Below are 25,198 nucleotides of genomic sequence, written 5' to 3' on the forward strand. Positions count from 1 at the left end.
CGGATTTCTGAACTCTCATCTCAGTTATTCACCTGGGGGTCAAGAGGTTTAGGGAATATTGACGTTCAATGTGATGGTGCCGTCGGCAGGCACCGATTCGAGAACGTTGGACAGCATCTGACCGGTGTCGAAGTTCATCAGCGAGCCAGCAATCCCCCGAAGATGGGGCAGAAGTGCTTGGCCCAGCACCTTGATGTCACCGCCGCGGTCGTCCAGAAGCTTCTGGATCCGGTCGATCAGACGGTTGACGGTGTCGTAGATGGCCACTCCACCCAGTGCCCTGTCGATTTCCAATCCCGAGAACAGGACTCCGCTGGACAGGCCGATGGTTCGAAATCCGGGTGTGACGTCGGCAATCCACGGGCCGACCCAGCTCGCGTTCTGCAGCAGCGCCTGGAAGTTGTCGAGCAGTATCCGGCCCCTGCCGTTCATGTCCGCGGAGACATTTCTGAGCAGCATCGACGCCCGAGAAAGGTTGGGCAGCACGGTATTTGGTTGCGGCAGGCCGGTATCGAGTTCATTGACGACCCGCTTGAGCGCTTGTGGATCCGCTTGGTTGAGGAGTCGGGTGACGCTGACGGCTAACTCCGAAATCGACGGTGGTTGCACGATCCTCTGCGTGGCGATGCGCTGGCCATCGCGCAGCATCGGACCGTGGTCGACCCGCGGAACCAACCCGATGTAGGGCTCACCGAGTGCTGAGAGGTTTTCGAGTCGCACTTCGCTGTCCACGGGGACGTGGTAGCGGCCGTCGATGTAGAAGTCGATGGTCGCCTCCTGCAAGGACGAATGGATACCCGTCACTTTGCCGACCGGAACCCCTCGGAGCAGGACATTCGAATCGAGCAGGATTCCGTTGATATCGGCGACTTGCATGGAAAGGTTCGTCCGGTCCGCCGGGGGCGCGACCCGGACACCGAGCGACCAGATATAGCCCACCCCAAGAGCGATCATCGCCGCAAACGCGATGAACGTGGCGAGATCTCGTATTCTCACGGCGCCGCGCCCAACATCCGTAGCACATCCATCACATTGCCCGACAACTCGCGACCGTCAGGGCCGACGATCGAGGTGATGTTGATCGCCGGGTATTTGTCCTCCGGTAGGAACGTGTCGGTAAACAGCTTGCGCCACGCAGGCTCCTCGTCCTCGAAAGCCCATTTCGAACGTCGTAACGCGTCGGTCGACTGGACGAACGATTGCAGAAATGGCGCCAGCCAGTATCCGCCGGTGTAGACGCTGCCGATCGATGGGAAGAGTCTGCCGAGGTAGTTGGACGTCTGCATGGCACGGTCGAAGCCCCGCATGCCTCTCGGCGAGAACCAATACTGCGCGGACGAAAGCCGGTCGTGCAGGACGGTGCCGGTTCCGGATACTCCATGCAGAAAATAGTCGACGACATCTATGTTGTCGGACAGATCCTTCAAATCGGCGGTTACCCGCGAAGCCAAGTTCCGAAGCGCGGGCTCCGGCGGGGTCACCCGGTTTATGCCGATGATCGTGTTCTGCAGACGTTGGATGGAACCGCTCGACACGAAGTCGGCGAGATGTGCCAGCGTGTCTTCCAGTTGGGGCGGGGATCTGGTTTGCCCCAGCATGATTGTGCCGCCCGGGGCCAATGGTGGTGCTGCGGATTGACCATCAGGTGGATCGAGGCTCAGATAGATGTCACCGAGAACGGTGGCTTGCTCGAGTGCCGCATGAGTATTCGACGGAATAGAGACGCTGCGGTCGATCTTTGCGGTGACATCCACCTGCCGGCTCGTAACCTTCACATCGGTGACGGTCCCGACCTGAGTACCACCCATCACCACTTTGGCGTGGTTGGGCAGGTTGAGTACGTTCTCGAATTGAAGGACGACGTTGTACCCGCCGTTGTAGCTGCCGCCGGGTTCGGGCAGCGAATTGACATTGAGTGCAGCGCATCCCGACGCGGTCGTTGACATGGCCACGGCGGCGACGGCGACCGCGGCGATCGAGCACAGTCGGCGGTTCATCGGTTCGCCGCCTGTGTCAACACGTACTGCAACAGCGCAACGTCGACGGCGTAGGGCGTCCCCTGGACATTGGCGCAGCTGCCCGGCGCGCTCGCGTTCATGATGTTGCACATCCCGACTCCGTCGGGCGTGCGGATGCGGTACATGGGGGGCCGGTACCTGATGACGTGGCGAGCCGCATGCGCGTTGAAGTAATTGGCTGCCGTATTGATCCACCACGGTATGGGGTTGAGAAGGTTGGCCAGCCGGGGAGCGTGGGCGGCTAGTTTCCGCAGGGCCATCGCCGTCGCGTCCATGGTGTCCTGCATCGGCTCGCCGAGCGTCACTTCGATATCCGACGTCATCTTGAAGAGGTACAAGGTGCCGAACAGCTGTTGGCCAACCGGTTCGACCACCCTGATGATGTCGGGCAGGGTCCTTTGCAAGTCCAGCATGATCTGCTTAATCGGCCCGCTCAGTTCCCGGACGAAGGTGGTCAGCTGACCGAGGTTGACGATGACGGATGCCATCGAACTGATCGCTTGGTCGGGACTGTCCAGCACCGCCGCCGTGTTGGTCATCAATTGGTTGAACCGCGGACCGGTGCCATGCAAGGCCTGATCGATTCCACGAACGGCAGCGGCAACGTTGGTCGAACCCTCGGGGCTTATCGAATTGAGCAGTTTGGCGGTTGAGCCCACTACCTGCGAAAGGCTCTTGGGGGTGAAGGAGCGATCCAGTGGGATACACCCGCCAGGGGGCAGTTGGGGCGCCGATCCGGAGTTGCCGACCAGCTCGAGAGACCGATCGGCGAGCAGTGATGTCGCGCGGATAATGGCCTTGACGTCGGCGGGCAGCCGACGAGGCGCGGTCACCGTAAAGTGCACCTGGACGTCGGAGTTTCCCGGTGTGACCGATGTGACCTTGCCGATCGGATAACCCATCTGGGTAACCGGATTACCCACGTACAGCCCCACGGCGTCGGGCATGATTGCGCAATAGTCGGCGCTCGCGCCCTTCGGCGACGAGCCACACGAGCCGACCGTCGACACCGTCACGACGGCCGTCACTGCGACCACGACGATCCGACAAAGGCGGCGCGACTTCGGCCCGGCCATCAGCACGGACTCCCCGGCATCGGCACACAAAGGTCGGTGGCCAATAAGTCTGGAGGCGCGTTCTGCGCGTCGAACACCCGTTGGAACTTGTTCTCGATGAGCCGTAGTGAACGGACCACCACCCCGTTGTGCTCCGCATACATCCGCGCGGTCTCAAGGTAATGCCGCACCTTCTCCATGAAGTCGGCACGATGGTCGCGGTAAAAGTATGCGATCGGAGAAAGCTGACCCAGAACGTCGGCGAACGCAGTGATTCCGTCGCCGAATTTCTTGCCGTAGATCACGAGTGTCTGAATGACGATCGAAATCTTGTGGACCAGCGTCCTGATTCCGTCGTTGTAGCCGTTTAGCGCGTCAATGTACTCGTTGGAGAAATTGAGGATGGCCGTGAGTTGACCGCGTTGTTTTTGGATCGTCGACACCAGGCTGTTGCCCGCGTCGATCACCGAGGAGAGCGCCTCGGCGTTGTCGCCGCTGAGCCCACTCTGGAGTTGATCCAGTGACTCCTTGAGCGGGTTGCCTTGGAGCTTGTCGGTGATCTTCGTGGTATCGGCGAGGATGGTCATCAAGCTGTAGGGCATTGTCACTCGCTCCAGCGGAATGGCCTTGGTGCCCAACGGTTTGTCACCCAACGGTACGAGGTTCACGTAGTAACCCCCGACAGCGGTGAGCATCCGGACCTCGACTTGCGACTGATCGCCGACGAACGCGTAGCCGTCGACCTTTGTCCGCACACGCACCCGGTTGGATTCCAATGAAAGGTCGGATACTTTGCCCACGTTGATGCCTGCGATCCGAACTAGGTCACCGGAATGGAGCGACGCGGCGTCGTCGGTATAGAAGGTGACGATCTTCTGGCCCGGAGGACTGATGTACAACCAGGCGGCAACGAGCGACACCACGGTGGCCAGCACCAATGCGCCGGCACCCCAAGCGGTGGGGTTACGCAGCAGTTTCAGCGGTTGCATAGCACCACCCTTTGTCCGTTCAGAAGGACGTCCATCTGCTCTGGAAGCTGGAAGCGACCCCGAGAGCACGGCAGCGGGTCGTTAGGTGCCGACGGCGGTCCGATGTTCTCCCACATGACCGGCACGAGCTTGAACGCATCCATGAATTTATCGATGTTTCCGAAAAACCGGTCCATCCCCTCGTTGATGTTGGTTACGTTGCTATCCAATGCCTGGTCGGGGTGTTGATAGATGAAGCTTTCCGCGCTGTTGCCCCTTACCGGGAATCCGACGTTGGTCAGAACAGCCGTTAACGGCTTCAAGAAATCGGTGCTGTAGAGCTCGGTCTTTCGGAATTCGTCTAGCACCCCGAGCACACCGTCCAAAGGGCGGTTGATCCAGTCCAACATCTGAACCATGTCGGGTGATTTGCCGCCCATCGCGTCGGCGACGGCGGAGAGGTTACGCATCAGGACTGCGATCACTTGCTGGCGATCCGACACGAATCGAGTGAGAGTGTCGATGCTTTTCAGCATGGGTCCCAGGCCGCCTCCGTCACCGGCCAGAAAAGACGCAGCGTTCTGGGTGAATCTGTTGACTTCCTCGGGACTGAGCGTCGCGAGCACGGGTTGTAGCCCGTTGAACAACCTGGTGACGTCGAACGACGGCGACGTCATCGCCAGGGGCACGTGTTTGACCAGGTCGGCTCCCGTGTACGACTCCGACGAATTAACCACGTCGAGGTACCGCGAACCCGTCAGAGACTGATACTTGACGGCAAGCCGGGTGTTCGCCACGATGCCGTAGCGGTTCTCGAGCGTGAACGTGACTCCTGCGACGCTTTGGCCGTCGTGGCGCTGCAAATCGATGGATCGGACTTTCCCCGCGGGGACTCCGCGGACGCGCACGTCGGCCCCCGTGTACAACCCGGACACGTCGGTGAACTCGGCAGTATAAGAGCGCACAGACGGCGCCACGGGCCTGGTGATCGCGCTCGCGAGCAGAATGAGGCCGCTAACCGCCACAACACCGACTAACACGAGTCGCCACGCCGCCGCAAAGGGTTTCATCAGGCACCCCCCATGGCATCGACGGGAGCGGCGATGCCGGGAAGTTTGTCAAGGACGATGCGAACCCGGAGCGCCCGCTGCTCAGGGGTACCGCCGTACAACTTCTCGAAGCGGTGACGGAGTTCGACCAGCGTGTCGCCGACGCCCTCAGGGCGCAGCAACGGGGCCGTCGTGTCCAAGATCCCCTGGAAACCGTTAATTAACGGCAGCAGGTCACCGACATGCGACGACTCGACTTTTCCGACCGATCCGAAAATTCCGTCGACGATGGCATTCCAGTGAGGGACTCCATATTCCTTGTACCACTGCTTGTCGCTAAGGTCACCCATGCCTTCGTGCATCCAGTTATTGTCCCCATGCGTGACGACGTCGCCTGAATCCGTGATTGCATTGAGTAAACCAGGAGTGGTCACGCTGATACCCGTCGCATTGGCCAGGAGCCGCTCGGTCGGCACCGTCTGCACCTCCGCCAGCGTATTAGTTGCGATGAACACGGTTTCGATCAGCGGATTCAGCGCATCGGTATATCTGGTGATCCGGTCGATGACGCTGACCAGTTGCGGTGTAATAACTTTGTTGGAAAGCTCGCCAAAACGAGTGAGCATTGTCTGCAGCGTGTAATTTCCTCTCGGTACAGCATGTATGAGTAGACCATTCCGGAGCGCCTGACCACCGGCCCCGGGAACTATGTTGATTCCGCTGACGCCGAAATAGTTGATGGGCCGAAAATCAATCTGCATTGCGTCAGTCAAACCGGCGGTGGGCGATCTGTGTAAATTGACACCCAGCCGGATGCGCCCGCCGGCAATGCTGGAAATCTCTGTGACTTTCCCGAGCTCCACGCCATGCATGACCAACGGGGTACCTTCGATGATGCCCTGAGCGATATAGGGGGTATCGATCGAAATCGAAAGCTGATCTTTGGGTTGACCTTGGAATGGCTTCAGGATGACCAACGTCAAGCCGACAGCAGCTACGACCGCCACCGCCGCGCCGATAATTGTCAGCGCTCGTGTTTCGGATTCGGCCGAAGTCTGGAGTAGCAAACTTACCACCTAGCCTTTGAACACGAACACTGGCTGGATGCCCCACAGTAACACGGTCAATGTGAAATCCATCACCATGAGCATGACCATGCTCGCGCGCACCGCGCGGCCCGATGCAGAACCCACACCCTCGGGGCCGCCAGCGGCGAAATATCCATAGTAGCAATGGATTAACGTCACCGCGGCACAAAACACAGCGACCTTGATCACGGAGTACGCGAGGTCCCTGGGCGTCAGGAACTCGATGAAGTAGTGGTTAAACGTGCCGGCATGCTGGCCGTAGAACTTGACGACGACTGTGTCCATTACGACGAACGTTGCGATCAGCGTTAACGCGTATCCGGGGATTACGCATGCCATAGCGCCGATCAACCGTGTACCGACTACGAAGGGTATTGGTCGTACTCCTAACGATTCGACGGCATCAATTTCTTCGCCGATCCGCATGGCGCCGATCTCGGCTGTCATCCGACAACCCGTTTGTGCTGCGAACGCGATTCCCCCTACCAGCGGAGCGATTTCCCGAACACATCCCACCCCGGAGATCAATCCCGAAAGCGCACCGAACCCGATCTGATTCAAGATCGAGAGCGCTTCGATGGCAAGCGAAGCGCCGAGGGCAATTCCAAGGAGCAGCAATACACTTATCACGCCGCCGTCCACTATGATCGAGCCTCGACCCCACGCAAGACTATTGACTTGCCTGAGCGTTTCTCGTCTATATTTGTGGACAGTCAGCGGCAGCAACCATAAACTCTGGGCGGCAAATAGCGCCACTTGTCCGATCATGCGGAAGCCCCGAAAAGGGAAGGCAGAGACCTTAGATACCAGTCGTGTGGTCCAATACGCGGAGGGCGCGCCGGCTTGAGTGGTGGTCACTATGCCACCTCCATCGGAAAAAACATTGTCTGCAATTGCGTTATCGCAAGATTCGCAAAAACGATGCAGATAACGTTGAGTACTACCGATGAATTCACAGCATCGGCGACACCACGCGGCCCGCCCTTTGCCTCCATTCCACGAAGCGACGAAATTATCACCACAATCGCGGCAAAGACGAGTGTCTTACCCAAGGCAAACCAAACGTCCACCATTTTTGCGAACGCTCCAAACGACAGCCAGAAACTACCGGGTGTTACTTGGGTGAAATTGACGGACATGATGTATGCCGTCGCGGTGCCCGACACCATGATCAACACACCCAAGATAGGAGCGATCGCGAGCAGGGCAAAGAACCGAGGCACTACCAGACGGCGGGCCGGGTCGATACCCATAACCCGCATTGCGTCGAGTTCCTCACGGATCTCGCGCGCTCCGAGTTCCGAGGCAATAGCCGACGCGGCAGCGCCACCCATCAGCAGGCCCGCAGTGATGGGCGCGCCCTGGCGAATGACGCCCACCCCGCTTGCGGCTCCGAGCAGCGAGGTCGCCCCCAATTGGTTGACGAGGCCGGACGTCACTACCGTCACCAACGCCCCGAACGGAATGGCCATCAGCAGCGCAGCGACCGCGGTCACCTTGAATAACGTCCATGCTTGGACGAGCGCCTCGCCGAGAGGCAGCTTCAGGGAGAAGGCGTCGACTGCCGCGTAGCGCACCACGTCCACGAACAATTGCAAGCCACGACCCGTTGTTGCCGCGCTACGCAGGGGAATCCTGACGCCCCGGTGTACCGCTCGGCGCCCACCAGCGAAAGCCGGGGCCAACGGTCGCTGCAGCCTGTGGCCGGTGATCCCGGAGGTCACATCTGAGCGAACAGCGTTAGTGGTTCGGGGCGCGGCTGCGGCCGCGTCGACGTGCTGCTGCGCCACTGGCCCTCCCCTACCCCCTATCTGCCCTGCTCGCTCCACATAATGTGTGTGAAGATGCTAATCCGCGGATCCCGACTGCACGGCACGTTCGAGAACTAGGTGCCGACCGGACGGTTGGCCTTGAGCATCGACCCGGCGTCGACGCGAATGTTCTGTCCCGTGATGAAGCGTGAGTCATCGCTCGCCAGGAAAGCCACGAGGTTGGACATGTCTTCGGGCTGAATGAACGGGACCGGCATGGCCTGCATCATGGTGAACGCGGGAATCGCATCCTCCCTGCCCGGGTTTTCCAAGTCTGGCCGGAACGCTTTGTACACGGTTTCGTGATTCAGCAATTGGGTGTCGCAGTTGGTGGGGTGGATGCAGTTGATCCGGATGAACTTGGGGGCGAGGTGCAGCGCTAACACCTCGGTGTACTGGGCGAGGATCCGCTTCGACCACGCGTAGGCGGCTCCGCCGAAGCCGAGCGCCGGGTTGTCCACGAGCCCAGGAATCATTCCGGCCGTCGACCCGGTGATGATGATGGAGGCACCGTCGTTCAGGTGTGGAAATGTCACGGCCATTGTGTGGTGTACGCCAAAGAGATCGATGTCAACACCATCGATCCACGACTGCCCGAGGTATTCGTCGTACATCGACTGCACGCCTGCGTTGGCGCACACGATGTCGAGCCGACCGAATTGGTCAACGCCCGCCCTGACCGCTTCTGCGAGCTGCTCTCGCGAACGGACGTCTCCGACACGGGCGACGATGCGACCCCCGCGATCCTCAACCTCCTTGACCGTCTGTTCAAGTTCCTCTTTCGAGGCCATCGGATAGGGAACACTGGGGACCGGTTCGCAGATGTCGACCGCGATGATGTCGGCGCCCTCTTCGGCAAGGCGGATCGCATGGGCACGTCCCTGCCCATGCCCTGCGCCGGTGATAAACGCAACTTTGCCTTTCAGGCGCATCAGTTCTCCTAGGGTGATCTGATCTGAAATGTGCGACCGACTTTTCCTAAGATAGCTAGAAAAGTCAAGGGCTCCCGACGGCCGCTACCCGCACCCTGGCTAGCGATCGCGCTCGACCTGGCGCGCTGAACGGGGGCGGATCGCAGACCACGCGCGCTTACTTGCTCGGCGTGCGATACTTGGCGGTTGTTAGATATTGCGCGAAATTTGACGCTTGTCAGGAGGGCTGACCACAGCATGGCGCGACCGAGCCGCAAACGTAGTGCACCCTCGAACCGCGCGTCGTCTGAGCCACGACGGCCCGCATCCCTGGGGCGTCCGCCGGTAATCAGCCTCGACGACATATTGGAGACCGCAACCAAACTCGCCGGACAAGTCGGTGTGGGGGCACTGACCATGAGCATGCTCGCCGACAGCCTTGGCGTGACTGCCGCCGCGCTCTACCATTACATCCGCAGCAGGGAAGCTCTGGTTGCTCTAGTGGTTGACGCGGCTTTAAACCGTGTCAAGGAGCCGCCGCCTGGACCGTGGGACCTCCGGCTACGGACGTTTGAACGCTCAGTGCGGAGCGAGCTAAGACGCATACGCTTAATGCTCCCGGAAACCTTCGAAGCCGGAAAACCGCGTGCTGCCTACCAACGTCTGTTTGAGACGGGCGTAAAGATACTGTCCGAGACGGGTGCGGGCACGCAAGAAGTGATGCTTGCATATGCAACCGTGGCCGCATTTATGACGGGTCAGCTGTGGTTCGACAACTCAACACAAAACGCGGGCAGCGGAGAAGCCACGTATTTTAGTGTGTCGGGCGCCGAGGGTGTCTTCGATAGCGACGACCTGTTCGAGTATGGGCTAGCCACAGTCATCGATGGCGTCCGGAAACGCTTGGTCCCCTAGGCGAATTCATCTAGCATCATGGCCGCACGTGGAGGCAATTGATGGATACTCCCCGCTATTCCACAGTCCTGTCATAGAAATCCAGGGTCTGCATATGGACGAACAACGGTCACAAACAGCCAGATCGCGCGGCACAGAATTGCGGTGCCACGGATACCAACCACGCGGGTATTCGCCCCCGAAGCTGTGCAAGACCGCCCTTTTAATCCCGGATCGAGTTGCCGGCAAAGACGTTGCGGCGCAGATGGTTCAGGCACTCGGGGTGCCGCTGCCACGATCCGCCCGTCACCTCGTGAACGGCGCAACCTCGCACTGCCCAGACCATGAAAGTGGGCTACGCTCAAAGGATTCGAAGGCCGCTACTCCACGACGGCGCCCGGGCCGGAGTACGGCGCCCCCAATCCCTGCACCGGCCGGTACCCGCGCTTGCGTGCCCGGGCGGCAGCCTGCCGGATCAGCGCGTACACACCGACGAACCCGCCGAAGTCGGCCGGCCCCAACGGCGTCATCAACCGGTTGTGCACCACGCTGATCGCCAGGCCCATCTTGGGGTAACTCCAGCCGAATGAGCCACCCAAGCCCATGTGACCGAAGCCCGGCATGCCGATCGGGAACGCATGGTAGCCAAGGTGGAAAGCCAACGGTATGAAGATGTTTCGGTCCCGCTGTAGATTCCGTTCGCCGACAAGACTCGTGACCAGGCGACGCGACAAGAACCGCGTGCCGTCGACCTCTCCCCCGTTGGCGATCGCCCCGTACATGCGGGCCAGCGCCCGGGCCGTCGCGAAGCCGGTGACAGCCGGAATCTGCGCATCCAGCATGTCGTTGTCACCTTTGATGGCCGAGGTGACACCGGGAAAGTACATTGAGCGGTACGCGCCCGAAACGCGGTCGGCGACCCGCTGTAGGGCACAGGTGAGGATCGGATGTGCCGTCATGTTCTGTGGCGCGATGATGTCGGACGCTCGGGTAGGTGATTCGGCGGGTGGCCGGCCCAGGTGGAAGCCGTCGGTGTTCAGCGGTTTGGCGAGCTCCTCCCGGAACAGGATCCGCATGTCCTTGCCGGTGACCGCCCTCGCGAGTCCAGACATCAGCCAGCCGAACGTGAGTGCGTGATAAGCGGGTTGGCCGAAGAGGCGGCCCGGCGAGGCCGCGGCCAGCCGCTCCTCCATCTCGATGTGGTTAAACACGCTTGCCTGCGTGGCCCCGCGAAGACCCGACAGGCCGGCGGTGTGCCTCATCACCTCACGAACCGTCAAGTCCGCCTTGCCGTTGGCAGCGAATGCATGCCAGTAGTCGGCGACGGGTGCCTCGTAGTCGATCAGCCCTCGGTCGGCCAGGCGATGGATCACCGTGGCGGCCATGCCCTTGGTCGCTGAGAACAGCATCGGCGCGGTGTCTGCAGACCAGCGCACGCGGCCGTCCCGGTCTGCCCGCCCCTTCCAGACATCGATGACGGGCTGTCCGTCGAGATAGACCGCCAAGGCTCCACCGCCGAGGCGACCGCCGGGAAACAATGTGGAGAACGCACGAACGACACATTCGAAGTGGGCATCCGCGGCGCCGAACACGCCGTGCCCTAAGTCGAGGGCGTCGTGGGACGGAACTTCGCGGGAATGGGCTGCGACGTCTGCCATCACGTGCAAGCACCCTCGACTTTCAGTTGGATCATCTCATCCTCGGTCTTGCCGAGCTCGCGAAGGATATCGTCGGTGTGCTCCGCGAACAGGGGCCCGCGCGCACCAGACGGGGGACGTTCGTCGAACTGGACGGGGTTCGCAACGAGTTGGCGACTGGTTCCCTCGGCGTCGATCACATCAACGAGGTAGCCGTTGGCCAGAACCTGCGGATCGGCACCGACCTCCAGCTGATTCTGCAACGCAGCCCACTGGCCCTCCAGTGTCTGCAGTCGGTTCAGCCAGTACGAAAGAGGTTGGGACGCAATCGCGCGCGCGACTTCGTCGGCGATTTCCTTCGTGTGCTCCATAATTCCCTCGGCCGTCGCGAAACGCTGATCATCCAGCAAATGGTCGAGGCCAAGGTGTTTGCAAGTGTCGGCGAAGTAGCGTCCTGGTTGCAGGATCGCCAAAGAAAGCCAGCGATCGTCCGATGTGCGCAGCAAGCCGACGAACGGGTTGGCTACGGCCGCAACCGGAGCAGTTAGCGGCGGGGGTTCGATATTGGTCCCGGTCATCAGAGCATTCGAAACATTTAACGCCATGGACCACAGCCCGAGGCCGAGCAGTGATACGTCGACCACCGAAGGCTCGCCGGTCGCCTCGCGGGCAAATAGCGCAGCCGCGATTCCACCGGCAATGGTCATTCCGCCGATGGTGTCGCCATACGCCCCCCCTGGCATCGAAATCGGTCGGGGGCAGTCCGGGGGCGTCGCACTCCATGCACTACCGCCGCGACACCAGAACGTCGTGCCGTCGAAGCCGCCGCTCTCTGCGTCGGGCCCACGCTGACCGTTGGCGCTGCCCCGTACATAAATGATGTTGGGATTCACCTTTCGCAAGTCGTCGACGTCAATTTTCAGTCGACGGCGGGCATCGGGAAGAAAATTGGTGAGGAAGACGTCTGCGGTGCGAGCAAGATCCATCAGCACCCCATAGCCGGCCGCCGTGTCGACCGCTAGGCCGATGCTGCGCTTTCCTCGATTCGGATGGTCCATGATCGGCGCGAACGAACCCTCCGCCGGGGCGTAGGGACCGATGCGAAGGCCGCGTTGCGCGTCGCCCGTCTCGGCATGTTCGACTTTGATGACGTCTGCGCCCCACTCCGTCAATACGGCGCCAGCCGCCGGCGTGAAAGTGAACTGCGCAACTTCCAAGACCCTGACACCCGCCATGGGTAGATGAACCACGGAACCTCCTTGTACCGGTACCCGAAACTTCTTCGTACGTGGCGCGAAAACAATTGTCTGAGGTCCAAGACGCATGCCCCGCAGCCGCAATTTTCTAACTATACTAGAAAGCCCCAAGTTATCCACGCCCACCACTCGCCCGTAAGAGTCTCAGGCACTACCGCATCTCGATCGGCGTGAGAAAAATGCCCTGTGGCGTGCCCTGGCGCGTTTTCTAATCTTGTTTTACAACTGCTCGCGTGCGGATCTACACTCACATCGTGCCGATCCGATCCCAGATGCGGTTCCTCAAGATGTACGCGCCAAGCCTTGCAGTCGGATTCGCCGACGACGCGACGCACATTATTGCTCGCAAGGTGCGCAGGAAACCCCCGCCGGCCGGCGTCGAGATCACCGACTTCGATCCACTTGATGCGGAGATGGCCGCGGACCCTTACCCCCACTATCGGAACCTCCTGGCGGGTGGGCCCGTTCACTACAATCCGAGACGCGACATCTTCATCCTGAGCCGATACGAGGACGTGCGCGCCGGCGCCCGGGCCAGTGACGTGCTGTCCAGTGCGGATGGCATCGCTTATAGCCGGATGCGTGCAGACGCTCTGTTGACGGTGGATCCACCGCGGCATACGGCAATGCGCAAGCAGGCGCAACCGGCCTTCACCCGCGGAGCCCTGCAGTCATGGCAAGACACGGTTGAGAGGCTTTGCGTCGACCACACGGCCCCTTTGTTCACCGGCTCGTCGGTGGACGTCGTACAGACACTCGCCGAGCCATTGCCCACCGCCGTGATCGCGCACATCCTCGGCATCGCCGATGACGATCTCGCGGCCTTCAAGGAATGGTCCAACGAGACGGTTCGCTTGGCCAACGCGAATATGTCGCCGTCCGGGCTGCGGCAAGGGGTAGCGGGGATCCGAGCGATCGGACATTTCCATGCGTACTTCACCAGGAAGCTAAGCCAGGGGGAGTTACTCGATGACCACACGGTGTTGGGCAGACTGGTGGCGAACAACCACGAGGGCAAACTCAGCAACGATGAGTTGTTCTTCTTTGCCTTCTTGCTGCTGCTCGCCGGCAACGAGACCACCACGAACATGCTCGGCACACTGTTTTTGACGTTGTCCGAAAACGCCGACCAGCTGCGGCTCCTGCAACAGCGCCCAGAGCTGATCGGCAGCGCCATAGAAGAGCAGCTGCGCTACTTTTCGCCAATCCAAGGCCTGTACCGCACGGCGCGTTCCGACTACGTCGTGGGCAAGGCGACAATTCCCGCCGGGTCGCGCGTGTTGCTGCTCTGGGGGGCGGCCAACCGGGACCCCCGTCAGTTCGAGGATCCCGACGAGTTTCGAGTGCAACGCAATCCCACCGGACACGTCGCGTTCGGCTCGGGAGTTCATCTGTGCCTGGGCGCCCATCTGGCCCGGTTGGAAGGCCACACCGTGCTGCGCGAGATCGTCGATCACGTGGACCGCATCGACATACTGGGAGCGCCCGGCTGGCGCACGAATCCCACCCTGCGGGGGCTCGCTAAACTCAACGTGCGGGTGACTCGCCGCGACGCAGCCACCGACCCCGCCGATTTCGCGGACGCCCAGATATGACTCAGCAGACCAACTTCCGATGTCCTGACTGACTGATTGCAATTCAGGGTGGCGAATTCCAATGTTTCATAGGGTAATTGGTGCCGAGCTCCAAACGCCTTCGGCGCGTGGGCGCCCATCATCGATCGTGACGCTCATGGCCGGTCGATGTGCGCCGTTGTAGGCCGCAGCGCCACCACCTTCGAGCGGGGCCTGTCATCGTCCTGGCCTCGAATACAGGGGGCCGAGTGTGTCGAACCGGGTGATGAGATCACTCTCGACATTGAGCGGGTGGTTAAGCCCACGACAGAGAGGAATGGTCAGTGAAAAAGGAAGACATGATTTTGATCAGTGTCGATGACCACACCGTCGAGCCACCGGACATGTTCAAGAATCATCTGCCACAGCGGTATGCCGATGATGCGCCGCGGCTGGTGCACAACCCGGACGGCTCCGACGTCTGGAAGTTCCGTGACACCGTCATCCCCAACGTCGCGCTGAACGCGGTAGCGGGTCGCCCCAAAGAGGAGTATGGGCTGGAACCCCAGGGCCTCGACGAGATTCGGCCTGGCTGTTACAACGTCGACGAGCGCATCAAGGACATGAACGCCGGCGGCATCCTCGCCTCGATCTGCTTCCCCTCTTTCCCCGGCTTCGCCGGGCGGCTGTTCGCCACTGAGGACCACGACTTCTCCATCGCGCTTGTGCAGGCCTATAACGACTGGCACATCGAGGAATGGTGTGGCGCCTACCCGGCACGATTCATCCCGATGGCAATCCCGGTGATCTGGGACGCCGAGGAATGCGCCAAAGAGGTGCGGCGGGTCGCGAAGAAGGGCGTGCACGCGCTGACCTTCACCGAGAACCCGGCCGCGATGGGCTACCCCAGCTTCCACGACGACTACTGGAAGCCACTATGGGATGCGTTGTGCGACAACAACACCGTGATGAACATCCACATCGGTTCCTCAGGCCGGCTCGCGATCACCGCACCCGATGCGCCACTGGACGTGATGATCACCCTTCAGCCGATGAACATCGTCCAAGCTGCGGCGGATCTGTTGTGGTCCAAGCCGATCAAGGAATATCCGGACTTGAAGATTGCCCTTTCTGAGGGTGGCACCGGCTGGATTCCTTACTTCCTCGAGCGTGCCGATCGCACCTATGAGATGCACTCGACGTGGACGCACCAGGATTTCAAGGGCAAGTTGCCCAGCGAGGTGTTCCGCGAGCACTTCCTGACCTGCTTCATCAGCGACAAGGTCGGCGTCACGCTGCGCAACATGATCGGCATCGACAACATCTGCTGGGAAGCCGATTACCCGCACAGCGACTCGATGTGGCCCGGCGCGCCGGAAGAGCTGTGGGCCGTGCTGTCGGCGAACAACGTGCCAGACGACGAGATCGACAAGTTGACTCACGAGAACGCGATGCGCTGGTATTCCTTCGACCCGTTCGCCCACATCAGCAGGGACCAGGCGTCAGTCGGTGCTTTGCGCAAGGCCGCCGAGGGCCACGACGTATCCATTCAGGCGCTCAGCCACCACAAAGACACGAAGTCAGGCTCGTCGGTCGTCGATGTGGTCGCTATTCAGAAAGAACTATCCGGCATCAAAGACTGACGCACCGCCACAGCGCACGACGCACCGCGGCCTGAGCTAGATTTCTAGAACCACTAGAAAATGCTGTGTCGGCTCGGCTAGCATTTTTCGCATGCCCAAACCGCCGTTGTCGATGAAGCCCACCGGCTGGTTCCAGGTTGCGTGGTCCGATGAAATCGGCGTTGGCGACGTCCGCAGGATGACCTACTTCGGCGAAGAAATGATCGCCTGGCGGGCCGAGTCCGGCCGATTGACGGTCATGAGCGCCTTCTGCGAACACCTCGGCGCACACCTTGGTTTCGGTGGAAAAGTCGTCGGCGAGGTGTTGCAGTGTGGGTTTCATGGCTGGCAATGGAGCCAGGAGGGCCGCAACGTCTGTATTCCCTACCAGAATCGCCCGAATCGAGGCAGGCGGATTCGCACGTATCCGGTGGTGGAGCGCAACGAGTCGGTCTATATCTGGCATGACGTACAAGGTCGAGAACCGTATTTCGACGCGCCCGACGTGTTCGCCGACTTCAACGACGGCAGCAGCCCCGACGACTTCCACCGACCGCGCAGGTTGTACTGCGAGCGACTGGAAATACATCCGCAATACGTGCAGGAAAACGGCGTTGACTTCGCCCACTTCAGGTATGTGCACGGTACTCCTGAGGCAGTCTTCACCCGGCACGACTTCGCCGAGCCGGTCTCCTTCGTCGACTTCAAGCTCGCTTTCGCCTTCGGTGCGGCAGATAGCGACGAGGCACAAACCGAAGTCGCCGAAAGCTACGTAGAAGCCATCAACGGCGGCCTTGGAGTGACAGTGACCAGGAGCTATGGCTTGCTCGCCGGCCGCACGGTTCAGGGGGTCACCCCGGTCGACGACTACACCAGCGACGTCCGATTCACCGCTTACATCGGTCGAGATGACGCCGCCTACTCCGAAGCCGATGCGCAGGTCTTCAGCCAAGAAGTGATTAAGCAATTCGAGCAGGACATCGTCATCTGGCAGCACCAGCGCTATTCGGACCCGCCCGCGCTGGCGACCGCGGAATACGAGGGATTCACCGCAATTCGACGGTGGGCCAAGCAGTTCTATCCGGACGGTATCGGCGGAAGTGCCGCCGAGGTGTACGCCGCACAGGGAAGTGGGGGCACACGTTGACGCTGCGCGTCGTTCACTGCGGTACCGGGGTCACGGGACGTGAGGCGCTGCGCGCCATCATCGAGGACCCGGCACTCGAACTCGTCGGCCAGTACGTCAGCACACCGGAAAAGGTAGGTAAAGATGCCGGGGAGCTCTGCGGGCTCCCTACCACCGGGGTCCTCGCGACTGGCGACCTGGACGCTGTGGTGGGATTGAAGGCGGACTGCCTTTGTTATGCGGGCAATGCCGTGGGTCGTGAGCTCGAAGCCGTCGGAGAGATGGCCAAGTTCCTGCGTGCTGGGACTAACGTGGTCACGTTTGCCGTGGTCGAGATCAGCTACCCAGGCGCGACGCCACCCGAATTTCGAGAGATCATCGAGTCGGCATGCGAGAGCGGCGGCGCGTCGCTGTACGCCACCGGAAGCGAACCCGGAGCGATGAGCATGAACGTCCCGGCGGCGCTGCTCTCGATGTCCGGCGAGGTGACCGGATATCGCGAGCAGCAGTTCACTCCCGACCTCGCGAACGACTACCCGCTCGAGGCGGTGCTGCGCGAATCGATGGGATTCGGGAAGCCCGACGGCTTTGTGCCGCCGCGAATTTCCGACGGAACGGTAGAGACCCGGTGGACGCCGGAGATCTGGTTTATCGCAGACCTTTTGGGGATCAAGCTCGACGGCATCAGACTGGAATGGGAGACGGCGGCCTCCCCTGTCGACATCGTGACCACCAACGTCGGGACCTATCCGGCCGGCACAATCTGTGGGTACTACTGGCAGCTCGCCGGCGTCGTGGGCGACAAGCCGGTGGTTTCTATCGAATACATCGCCCAGATCACCCGTGACGCGCAGGTTCCCGATCACTGGCCGCGTCTGCCGGCGGGCATAGACGGAGCGATCGCTTATACGGTGGAAGGGCGACCAACGTATCGAGCACTGTTGATGCCGGATCCGATGCCCGACGGGATAACCTCTGGCCTCCCCATGACCGCACTTGCCGCGACGAATGCGATCCCCGCGGTCGTCGCAGCCCGGTCCGGGCACCTGTCACCGGTCGATCTACCCTTCTACGCTTCCCGGCGCGCAGGATCGCGACGGTGAAGCACTCCGTCCGAAGGCCTCGAATCACCGGGGTCGCGCAATGAGCTCAAAAACGTACCGCGTCGCGCATTACGGCACGGGTGACACCGGCGCACAGGCCCTACGGGAGGTGATCGCTCGCCCCGACCTCGAGCTGGTCGGGCATCTGGTGCACACGCCGGAGAAGGCCGGCCGCGATTCAGGAGAAATCGTCGGCATCAATCCGGTCGGGCTCAGTGCTACAACTGATTTCGACGAATTTCTCTCCTGCGACGCTGACTGTGTGACCTACTTCGCGACCGATTTCGGGCGCGAGGACAGTCAGGTCATCGATGAGATGGCCGCCATACTCGCGTCCGGGAAGAACATCGTCACTTCGACGATGCCAATGTTGTCGTACCCGCCCTTGGTGCCACGCGAGATCACCGATCGTCTCGAGGATGGCTGTAAGGCTGGTAAGACCTCCTTCTTCTGCAGCGGTATCGCACCTGGGTACACCACCGACGCGTTCATCATCGCCTGTGGCAGTGTCTCGCATGCGATCAAGTCGATCACTCTTTCCGAGCGGGTGTTCATGGCCACCTACCAGGATCCAATGGTCTTCAGCTTCATGGGATTCGGTCAGGGACCCGACGAGCCCGCGATGGTCGACAGCGCAGGAATCGGCGGGTGGTTGGGGCCGTTCGCGGCCGTGGCCAAGACGCTCGGTGCAACGTTCGACGAAGTCCGCACCCGACGCGAGGTTGCAGTGGCCGACGCCGACTACGAGTGTTTGGCCGGCCCGATCCCCAAAGGGACTGTGGCGACTGTGCGCTTCGTCCACGAAGCGTTCGTTGGCGGCACACCGCGCATCACCATGAGCATCATTTACTCAATGATCGACAAGGTAGTTGACGACTGGGCCCCGGTCGTCAACGGGACACCTGATGCCAACGTGCGCACCAGTCAGGTCGTCATCGACGGTACGCCCAAGGTGGATGTGACTCTGAGCCTTTCGGGCGGCGATCAACCCGGAGTCGACGCGACCGCCGGGCGCGTCGTGAACGCAATCCCCACTACTTGTGACGCGGCGCCGGGACTTTATAGCTGCCTGGACATGCCCGTATGGGGCCGTGCGGATTTCGGCCAATGAGAACCCAGACAATACGACCGGCCATCTGGGAGGTTTATGACATGGCCAACGGTGTCCGTCCATGAAGGGCGCCGCAACGGAGCTGACGCGATGACAAGCGAGCTAAAGCGCATCGCGGTGATCGGTGCTTCGAGCGGCCTCGGTCGCAGCATCGCGATCGGTTTGAGTAAGCGGGGTCATCAGGTCGCCCTACTCGCGCGCCGGCGTGAGCGCCTGACCAATGCCGCCCGCGAGGCCGGTAACGGTGCGGTCGCCGTGGTGTGTGACGTTACCGATCCCACCTCGTGCCAGCGGGCCACAGACGACGTACTGAGTGAATTCGGTGGCTTGGACACGCTCGTTTACAGCGCCGGCATGGGCGTCCTTGCTCCGCTGGCCGAAACGACCGCGGAGCAGTGGGCGGCGCTGTTCGCAACCAACGTGACCGGAGCGTCGCTGGTCACCGCGGCGATGCTGCCGCACCTCGGTCGCAGCAACGGATCGGCCATCTATCTGTCCTCACTCAGCGCGGACTACACCACCCCGTGGCCGATGCTCGGTGCCTACGCAGTTACCAAGGCCGCGCTGGACAAGCTGGTCGTGGCATGGCGGGTGGAACACCCGGGAGTCGGCTTTACCAGTATGGCCCTCGGGGACTGCCCTGGCGGGGAAGGCGAGTCGACCACGGAGATTAATAAGAACTGGGATCCGGCGGTTCTCGAGGCGGCAATTCAAACCTGGATGCAGGAAGGCCACTTGCACGGTGGAATAGTCGATGTCGAACACCTCACCGGTGTCGTGGATTCCGTTATTCGCTGTGGCAACAGCAGCTTCATCCCACAGCTGACCGTCGCTGCGCGAATCCAACCCACGGCCGCTCCGTAACCACTACTCCGCCAACAGGTTAACGTGGCCGATAAAATCACCCTCACTGACCGTGTGGCTATCGTAACCGGCGGGGGTCGAGGGCTGGGCGAGGGATATGCCCACGAACTCGCTCGTCGAGGCGCGCAGGTGGTTGTGCACGACAACGGATCCGATCCGGCAGGTAACGGGTCCGATTCCGCACCAGCGGAATCCGTGGCCGATGCGATCGTGGCCGCCGGCGGTCGAGCGGTTCCGTGCACCAGCGACGCGAGCACCGAGTCGGGAGGCGCTCAAGCGGTCGATCTTGCGCTACGTGAGTTCGGCAAGCTCGACATCATCGTCGCGAACGCGGGCAATATCGCTTCTGCGCCGCTCTCCGAGTACTCCACCGGAGCGTTCGAATCGGCACTGAGAAACCACCTTAAGGCCGCATTCCATGTTGTCAGGCCGGGCTTCGCGGCGATGAAGAACGCCGGTTACGGACGGTTGGTCTTCGTGTCCTCAGCGGCCGGCGTATTCGGGCAGCCGGGATTGCTCGGCTACGCGACCGCGAAGACCGGGATGCTCGGCATGATGAACGTCGCGGCCATCGAGGGAGCCGAATTCGGCATCACCGCCAACGCGATCATGCCGATGGCCTCGACCCGAATGGCCGCCGCGCTTTTCGGTGAGGCAGTCGAAACACCCGAGGCGCGCGAGTTTTTGGACTCGTTGCGCGTCGATCAGGTCGCGCCTGTTGTCGCGTATCTCGCCAGCGAGCGGTGCACGAGAACGCACACGGTCTTCAGCGCGTTTCAGGGGCGTGTGGCCAGACTGCAGATCGGCGTGACACGAGGCTGGTTCAGTCCCGACCGCGCTTTCACTGCCGAGGACGTCGAAGCCCACCTATCGGAAATCGACGATACGAAAGACCTTCTCGTGCCGACCATCATCTTCGACGAGATCGCCCATGCCGCCTCGGCAGCCGATGCGGCCATGCCGCCCGAGCCCGATCCGGGCCCGTGATCGGTCGCGGCCAGCGGGGCGTGCGAACCAGGAGGATGCGTTGCTTGTTCCGAGCCATTCCGGTACCTTCCCTCGGCTGTGGGCCGACTCATTCGTCGCCGAAACGGCCGACCAGTGTCGACTTCCAGTACTGTCCGAGCTCCTTTCCGTCCGGGTCCAGTGTCCGTGCAACCAGGTAACGTGACCCGACCCATCCCCGGTGCATCCAGCGCCCGAAAGAGATTCGGGTACCGGCCGATCCACACGCAGCAGGCAGCATCTTCACCCGTTCAATGGATTCCTTCACGGCGAGCGGGGATAGCGGCTTCGCGCCGGCCAGCGCATGCAGGACGACCATTGCCAAGTCTCGAAACAGCAACGGAGCGTAGAAGGCTGGCCGATGGCCGTACACGGCCTCATAGTCGTCGAGGAACTGCTGCGCGACTTGATTGCCCTCGTCGTACTGTTCAAGGCCGATCCATCCCCTGGTGGCATCCCACAGGTGCTCGTTGAACGCAGTCTCGAAAGCGGTGCCTATGTATCTCGGTGGATTCCACCCCAGCTTGTCGAGCGCGGCGTTGATCCCGGCGTGGCCGAGCCCGAAGCCGCAGTGAATGATGGCCTCAGCTCCAGATCGATGGATCCGCTCGATCGCTGCTGAGACGTCCTGACCCGTCTGCGATACGTTCTCCTCGACCAGGATCTTGATACCTTCCGCGCTGGCGGCGCGGCGGAAGTTCTCTGCGTAGTTGTGGCCGATGTATGCCTGCTCGATCAGCATCCCAACAGTGGAGTGGCCGTGTTTCTTCAACATCTGCGCCCAGAAGATCGGCTCGTCGGTCATGGATCCGTTTGGGAGCACGAAGGTCCACTTGCCGAGCCATTCCTCAGACCCGCAAACGCTGATCGCCGGCACGCGGAACCGGCGCTCGATCTCGGGGCGAAGCGGGATGGCGTTGTCGCTGATGCCCGGCCCGATGACTACAAGGCATCCCTCGTCGACGAGCTCACCGAACGCGTTGACCACCGCCCTGACGTTGCCCCGCGGCAGACCCTGCACCGTCCTGGAAACAAGCTCTACGGGCCGGTGAATCACCCCCGATTCGTATCCCCGACCAAACACCAAGTCCATCGGGTTGGTGTATATGGTCTGGTCGTCGATCGCAGCGCTCCCGGCGATGTAGTCGGTCAGGAAGCCCACCTTGATCGGCTCGATTCCGGCCGCATCGGACATCCCAAACCTCCGTAGAACGGCGTTCAGAACTGCACTAGGTGGGCAGGGCGAGCCGGCTCACGACAACAACTTTGATCGGTGAGACAGCAGGTCGCCCGGTTTACGGCGGCAATCATAGCCCTGCCGAGCCAGTCAGGTCATTTGGCTTCGTCACCGACGGGCCACCCCACAAGCTTTGTCTCGGTGAAGATCTCAAGCCCCTCTATGCCACACTGACGACCGATGCCCGACATTTTGTAGCCGCCGAACGGTGCGTCCGCTCCGTACCATATTCCGCCGTTGACGCTCAGTGTGCCGGTCCGGATTCTGCGGGCGACCGCTAGCGCCCGTTCGTGATCGGCCGAGTGGATGCCGCCCGAGAGGCCGTACGTGCTGTCGTTGGCGATGCGAACGGCGTCGTCGTCACTGTCATGAGCGATCACACTTAGAACGGGTCCGAAAACCTCTTCTTGAGTAATGCGCATATCGTTGGTGACATTCGCGAACAGAGTCGGCTCGACGAAGAAGCCTTTCTCGAAATGTGTCGGGATTCCACCCCCGAATACGGTGGCAGCTCCCTGTTCGCGCGCACTGTCAAATAAGCCGATGATCCGCTGTTGCTGAGTCTTGTTGATCTGTGGACCCTGCATGTTCTCGAATACGCTGGGGTCACCGTACTTCCAGTTCTCGAAACTGGTCTTGCAGATCTCGACCGCTTCGTCGTACCTGCTGCGAGGCACCAGCAGCCGAGAAGCTTGTGCGCAAGCCTGACCGCCGTGGATGCACGCCATGGCAGCGGTGGCCAACACCTCCTCGAGCGGCGCGTCATCGAGTATGACCAGTGCCGACTTACCGCCCAGCTCCAGGAACACGTCTTTGATGGTGGATGCCGCCGCCTCCATGATGCGACGCCCTGTACCGGTCGACCCAGTGAACGCGATCATGTCGACGTCGGGCGAGCGAGTGAGTACCTCGCCGACCGAGTGGTCTCTCGACGGCACCACGTTGACGACGCCGGGCGGAATCTCGGTTTTCTCAGCGATGAGCCGACCGATGCGGGTCGCATTGAACGGTGTGTCCGGGGCGGGCTTCAGCACGCAGGTGTTTCCCATCGCCAGGATTGGCCCGAGCTTGGTGAGGGTCAGCTCGGCGGGAAAGTTCCACGGGACGATGGCCCCGACGACGCCCTTCGGCTCCTTCCACACCACCCGCTCGGTTTGCATACCCCAACCCAGCGCGTCGGCCGGCCCCAGCGATCGAGACCACTCGAACTTGTCGATCATGTCGCGTGGCCAGGTGATGGCGTGCTTGAGCGGCGCGTCGAGATGCGGGCCGTAGGTCAAGGCAATCGGGGCGCCCACCTCGGCCACGAGCTCCTGTCGAAGTTCTTCCTGCTCACTTTCGAGCGCCGCCTGAAGCTGATCGAGACAACGCTTGCGAAGTTCCGTGTCGATCGCCCAGGAGGTGTTGTCGAAGGCGTTCCGTGCGGCGGCCACCGCGTTCGCCATATCCGACGCCGAACCGTTGGCAACGTGCCCCAACGACTCCTCGGTCGTCGGATTGATGTTGTCGAAGACATTTCCGCCGTCCGCTTCAACGAGTTTGCCGTCGATCAGCATGCGCATTTCACCCATGCGGGTAGCCTAGTCGACTTAGTAATGTATATTCAATAATTCACCGTAGGGTTTCTGTGGACGGATCTTGGCCTCGACCGACACCTGAAAAGGTTGCCCGGCGGCCCTAAGCGGACTTCTCCAAGATGTGTACACCACATGTCGAACCAAGGCCGATGACATGGGCCAGGCCCACAACGGCATTCGGGATCTGCCGCGGGCCTGCTTCGCCACGCAGATGGTGGCAGATCTCCCAGACGTTCGCGATTCCCGTCGCGGCGATGGGGTGGCCTTTCGACTCGAGCCCGCCCGAAACGTTGACCGGCGTGCTGCCGTCTCTGCCTGGCGCTCCGGACTCGAAAAAGTCGACGGCGCCACCCTCGGGGCAGAGCATCAGGTTGTCGTAGTGGACCAACTCCGCGGTGGCGAAGCAGTCGTGAAGCTCGACGAGATCCAGATCTTCCGGACTTACACCTGCCTGTTCGTATGCCTGCACCGCGGCGTTCCGTGTCAGCGTGTTGATGTTGGGCAGTACCTGACAGCCCTCTTCCCAGGGGTCGGTCGTCAGGACCGACGCCGACACCTTCACTGCCCGCTTCTGCTGTTCAGACGACATCGATTTAAGCCGTTCCCCGGTGACCAGGACGGCCGCCGCCGCACCGTCGCAGTTCGCCGAGCACATGGCGCGGGTATTCGGATAGGCCATCATCGGCTCGCCCATGATCTGCTCAACGGTCATCGACTTCGTATACGCGGCAAGCGGATTGAGCGTGGAGTGGTCGTGGTTCTTCGCAGAGATCCGGGCGAACAATTCGAAGCTCACTCCCCCGTACCGGTGGCCGTATTCCAGTCCCACCTGAGCGAAAACGCCTGGCATTGCCGCGGTGCCGATTCGGCCATCGAGGGGTGCCACGGCACCGAACCGACCCTTGGGGACCCAACGGTCCTCACTCGGAGCCTCGGCGAGGCCGAGCATGCCTGCCCCAGAGAGTTTCTCGGCACCGACGGCCAGACCGATCTCGCACTCCCCGGCCTTCAACGCCATCATCACCGTACGCAGCGCGGTGGCGCCGGTCGCACAGGCATTCGCCACATTGAATACCGGTATCCCGGTCTGCCCTACCTGCTTCTGCACGTCCTGGCCAAGTCCGGTGCCCATGCCCGACAGGTTCCCGGCCGCAATCACGCCGATGTCACGGATGGATACACCCCCGTCGGACAACGCGCCCAACGTCGCTTCGGAAGCCAAGTCAAGCACGTCAAGCGTGGGGTGTTTTCCGAACTTCGTCATCCTGATACCGAGAATGTAGATGTCGTCGGAAGCCATTCGATACCTCTTA

Annotated in this window: 22 protein-coding genes; 8 read left to right on the top strand and 14 right to left on the bottom strand. The window is 61.4% G+C overall.

Going from position 1 to position 25,198, the window contains the following annotated elements:
- Positions 1–48 precede the first annotated feature (48 nt).
- From AC5Y4F_RS00905 to AC5Y4F_RS00945, 9 genes are all read right to left on the bottom strand, one after another.
- Positions 49–954 carry an MlaD family protein gene (locus AC5Y4F_RS00905; protein ID WP_197520691.1) on the bottom strand — a complete coding sequence of 302 codons (906 nt, stop codon included), beginning with the start codon at positions 952–954 and terminating at the stop codon, positions 49–51.
- A 38-nt stretch (positions 955–992) separates the two neighbouring features.
- Positions 993–1,997, bottom strand: a complete 1,005-nt coding sequence (locus AC5Y4F_RS00910; protein WP_082947771.1) for an MlaD family protein — start codon at positions 1,995–1,997, stop codon at positions 993–995.
- A complete protein-coding gene (locus AC5Y4F_RS00915) occupies positions 1,994–3,094 on the bottom strand; it encodes an MlaD family protein (protein ID WP_082947802.1) in 1,101 nt (366 codons plus the stop codon). The genes AC5Y4F_RS00910 and AC5Y4F_RS00915 overlap by 4 nt, the downstream gene beginning before the upstream one ends.
- Complete coding sequence (locus AC5Y4F_RS00920; protein WP_197520682.1) at positions 3,094–4,062, bottom strand: MlaD family protein; 969 nt, start codon at positions 4,060–4,062, stop codon at positions 3,094–3,096. The genes AC5Y4F_RS00915 and AC5Y4F_RS00920 overlap by 1 nt, the downstream gene beginning before the upstream one ends.
- Positions 4,050–5,114 carry an MlaD family protein gene (locus tag AC5Y4F_RS00925; protein WP_067939402.1) on the bottom strand — a complete coding sequence of 355 codons (1,065 nt, stop codon included), beginning with the start codon at positions 5,112–5,114 and terminating at the stop codon, positions 4,050–4,052. Before AC5Y4F_RS00925 ends, AC5Y4F_RS00920 begins: the two co-directional genes overlap by 13 nt.
- A complete protein-coding gene (locus tag AC5Y4F_RS00930) occupies positions 5,111–6,166 on the bottom strand; it encodes an MlaD family protein (RefSeq protein WP_499994649.1) in 1,056 nt (351 codons plus the stop codon). The genes AC5Y4F_RS00925 and AC5Y4F_RS00930 overlap by 4 nt, the downstream gene beginning before the upstream one ends.
- Positions 6,167–7,036 carry an MlaE family ABC transporter permease gene (locus tag AC5Y4F_RS00935; RefSeq protein ID WP_067939399.1) on the bottom strand — a complete coding sequence of 290 codons (870 nt, stop codon included), beginning with the start codon at positions 7,034–7,036 and terminating at the stop codon, positions 6,167–6,169.
- Positions 7,036–7,863, bottom strand: a complete 828-nt coding sequence (locus AC5Y4F_RS00940; RefSeq protein WP_499995736.1) for an ABC transporter permease — start codon at positions 7,861–7,863, stop codon at positions 7,036–7,038. Before AC5Y4F_RS00940 ends, AC5Y4F_RS00935 begins: the two co-directional genes overlap by 1 nt.
- Before the next feature lie 200 nt (positions 7,864–8,063).
- Positions 8,064–8,921, bottom strand: coding sequence for a mycofactocin-coupled SDR family oxidoreductase (locus tag AC5Y4F_RS00945; protein WP_067939397.1), 858 nt, complete (start codon positions 8,919–8,921; stop codon positions 8,064–8,066).
- Between the two features lie 345 nt (positions 8,922–9,266).
- Between AC5Y4F_RS00945 and AC5Y4F_RS00950 the strand changes: the two genes are divergently transcribed.
- The gene (locus AC5Y4F_RS00950; RefSeq protein ID WP_197520681.1) at positions 9,267–9,815 is read left to right on the top strand and encodes a TetR/AcrR family transcriptional regulator; all 549 of its coding nucleotides are present in this window, start codon (positions 9,267–9,269) and stop codon (positions 9,813–9,815) included.
- 359 nt (positions 9,816–10,174) lie between these two features.
- On the opposite strand, the gene lipL is transcribed toward AC5Y4F_RS00950, so the two are convergent.
- Both lipL and AC5Y4F_RS00960 read right to left on the bottom strand, forming a co-directional pair.
- Entirely contained in the window at positions 10,175–11,452 is a 1,278-nt protein-coding gene (gene lipL, locus AC5Y4F_RS00955; RefSeq protein ID WP_499994654.1) for an esterase/beta-lactamase LipL, read from the bottom strand.
- The gene (locus AC5Y4F_RS00960) at positions 11,452–12,681 is read right to left on the bottom strand and encodes a CaiB/BaiF CoA transferase family protein (protein WP_369829739.1); all 1,230 of its coding nucleotides are present in this window, start codon (positions 12,679–12,681) and stop codon (positions 11,452–11,454) included. Before AC5Y4F_RS00960 ends, lipL begins: the two co-directional genes overlap by 1 nt.
- A 260-nt stretch (positions 12,682–12,941) precedes the next feature.
- Between AC5Y4F_RS00960 and AC5Y4F_RS00965 the strand changes: the two genes are divergently transcribed.
- The 7 genes from AC5Y4F_RS00965 to AC5Y4F_RS00995 all read left to right on the top strand — a co-directional run bounded on the left by AC5Y4F_RS00965 (position 12,942) and on the right by AC5Y4F_RS00995 (position 21,053).
- Positions 12,942–14,282, top strand: a complete 1,341-nt coding sequence (locus AC5Y4F_RS00965; RefSeq protein WP_231986465.1) for a cytochrome P450 — start codon at positions 12,942–12,944, stop codon at positions 14,280–14,282.
- A gap of 302 nt (positions 14,283–14,584) precedes the next feature.
- Positions 14,585–15,883, top strand: a complete 1,299-nt coding sequence (locus AC5Y4F_RS00970; protein WP_499994656.1) for an amidohydrolase family protein — start codon at positions 14,585–14,587, stop codon at positions 15,881–15,883.
- 91 nt (positions 15,884–15,974) lie between these two features.
- Entirely contained in the window at positions 15,975–17,009 is a 1,035-nt protein-coding gene (locus AC5Y4F_RS00975; RefSeq protein ID WP_067939383.1) for an aromatic ring-hydroxylating dioxygenase subunit alpha, read from the top strand.
- Positions 17,006–18,091 (top strand): dihydrodipicolinate reductase, encoded by a 1,086-nt coding sequence (locus AC5Y4F_RS00980; protein WP_156750212.1) that lies wholly within the window; start codon positions 17,006–17,008, stop codon positions 18,089–18,091. Before AC5Y4F_RS00975 ends, AC5Y4F_RS00980 begins: the two co-directional genes overlap by 4 nt.
- 40 nt (positions 18,092–18,131) lie before the next feature.
- Complete coding sequence (locus AC5Y4F_RS00985; RefSeq protein ID WP_499994661.1) at positions 18,132–19,202, top strand: NAD(P)H-dependent amine dehydrogenase family protein; 1,071 nt, start codon at positions 18,132–18,134, stop codon at positions 19,200–19,202.
- Between the two features lie 90 nt (positions 19,203–19,292).
- Positions 19,293–20,066 carry an SDR family oxidoreductase gene (locus AC5Y4F_RS00990; RefSeq protein WP_499994664.1) on the top strand — a complete coding sequence of 258 codons (774 nt, stop codon included), beginning with the start codon at positions 19,293–19,295 and terminating at the stop codon, positions 20,064–20,066.
- A 54-nt stretch (positions 20,067–20,120) separates the two neighbouring features.
- Positions 20,121–21,053, top strand: coding sequence for an SDR family NAD(P)-dependent oxidoreductase (locus tag AC5Y4F_RS00995; protein WP_197520680.1), 933 nt, complete (start codon positions 20,121–20,123; stop codon positions 21,051–21,053).
- 88 nt (positions 21,054–21,141) lie between these two features.
- On the opposite strand, the gene AC5Y4F_RS01000 is transcribed toward AC5Y4F_RS00995, so the two are convergent.
- The 3 genes from AC5Y4F_RS01000 to AC5Y4F_RS01010 all read right to left on the bottom strand — a co-directional run bounded on the left by AC5Y4F_RS01000 (position 21,142) and on the right by AC5Y4F_RS01010 (position 25,185).
- Positions 21,142–22,266 (bottom strand): ABC transporter substrate-binding protein, encoded by a 1,125-nt coding sequence (locus AC5Y4F_RS01000; protein WP_499994669.1) that lies wholly within the window; start codon positions 22,264–22,266, stop codon positions 21,142–21,144.
- Positions 22,267–22,403: 137 nt separating this feature from the next.
- On the bottom strand, positions 22,404–23,864 hold the full coding sequence (locus AC5Y4F_RS01005; RefSeq protein WP_499995738.1) for an aldehyde dehydrogenase family protein: 1,461 nt from the start codon (positions 23,862–23,864) through the stop codon (positions 22,404–22,406).
- 121 nt (positions 23,865–23,985) lie between these two features.
- Complete coding sequence (locus AC5Y4F_RS01010; protein ID WP_067939373.1) at positions 23,986–25,185, bottom strand: thiolase family protein; 1,200 nt, start codon at positions 25,183–25,185, stop codon at positions 23,986–23,988.
- Positions 25,186–25,198: the final 13 nt, after the last annotated feature.

Source organism: Mycobacterium sp. NGS56 (assembly GCF_059812425.1).

What these genes read in the sequence shown, in the direction of transcription:
- AC5Y4F_RS00905 (WP_197520691.1), bottom strand. Translation starts at nt 954, where the DNA reads ATGATCGCTCTTGGGGTGGGCTATATCTGGTCGCTCGGTGTCCGGGTC.
- AC5Y4F_RS00910 (WP_082947771.1), bottom strand. Translation starts at nt 1,997, where the DNA reads ATGAACCGCCGACTGTGCTCGATCGCCGCGGTCGCCGTCGCCGCCGTG.
- AC5Y4F_RS00915 (WP_082947802.1), bottom strand. Translation starts at nt 3,094, where the DNA reads ATGGCCGGGCCGAAGTCGCGCCGCCTTTGTCGGATCGTCGTGGTCGCA.
- AC5Y4F_RS00920 (WP_197520682.1), bottom strand. Translation starts at nt 4,062, where the DNA reads ATGCAACCGCTGAAACTGCTGCGTAACCCCACCGCTTGGGGTGCCGGC.
- AC5Y4F_RS00945 (WP_067939397.1), bottom strand. Translation starts at nt 8,921, where the DNA reads ATGCGCCTGAAAGGCAAAGTTGCGTTTATCACCGGCGCAGGGCATGGG.
- lipL (WP_499994654.1), bottom strand. Translation starts at nt 11,452, where the DNA reads ATGGCAGACGTCGCAGCCCATTCCCGCGAAGTTCCGTCCCACGACGCC.
- AC5Y4F_RS00975 (WP_067939383.1), top strand. Translation starts at nt 15,975, where the DNA reads ATGCCCAAACCGCCGTTGTCGATGAAGCCCACCGGCTGGTTCCAGGTT.
- AC5Y4F_RS00985 (WP_499994661.1), top strand. Translation starts at nt 18,132, where the DNA reads ATGAGCTCAAAAACGTACCGCGTCGCGCATTACGGCACGGGTGACACC.
- AC5Y4F_RS00990 (WP_499994664.1), top strand. Translation starts at nt 19,293, where the DNA reads ATGACAAGCGAGCTAAAGCGCATCGCGGTGATCGGTGCTTCGAGCGGC.
- AC5Y4F_RS01000 (WP_499994669.1), bottom strand. Translation starts at nt 22,266, where the DNA reads ATGTCCGATGCGGCCGGAATCGAGCCGATCAAGGTGGGCTTCCTGACC.
- AC5Y4F_RS01005 (WP_499995738.1), bottom strand. Translation starts at nt 23,864, where the DNA reads ATGCTGATCGACGGCAAACTCGTTGAAGCGGACGGCGGAAATGTCTTC.
- AC5Y4F_RS01010 (WP_067939373.1), bottom strand. Translation starts at nt 25,185, where the DNA reads ATGGCTTCCGACGACATCTACATTCTCGGTATCAGGATGACGAAGTTC.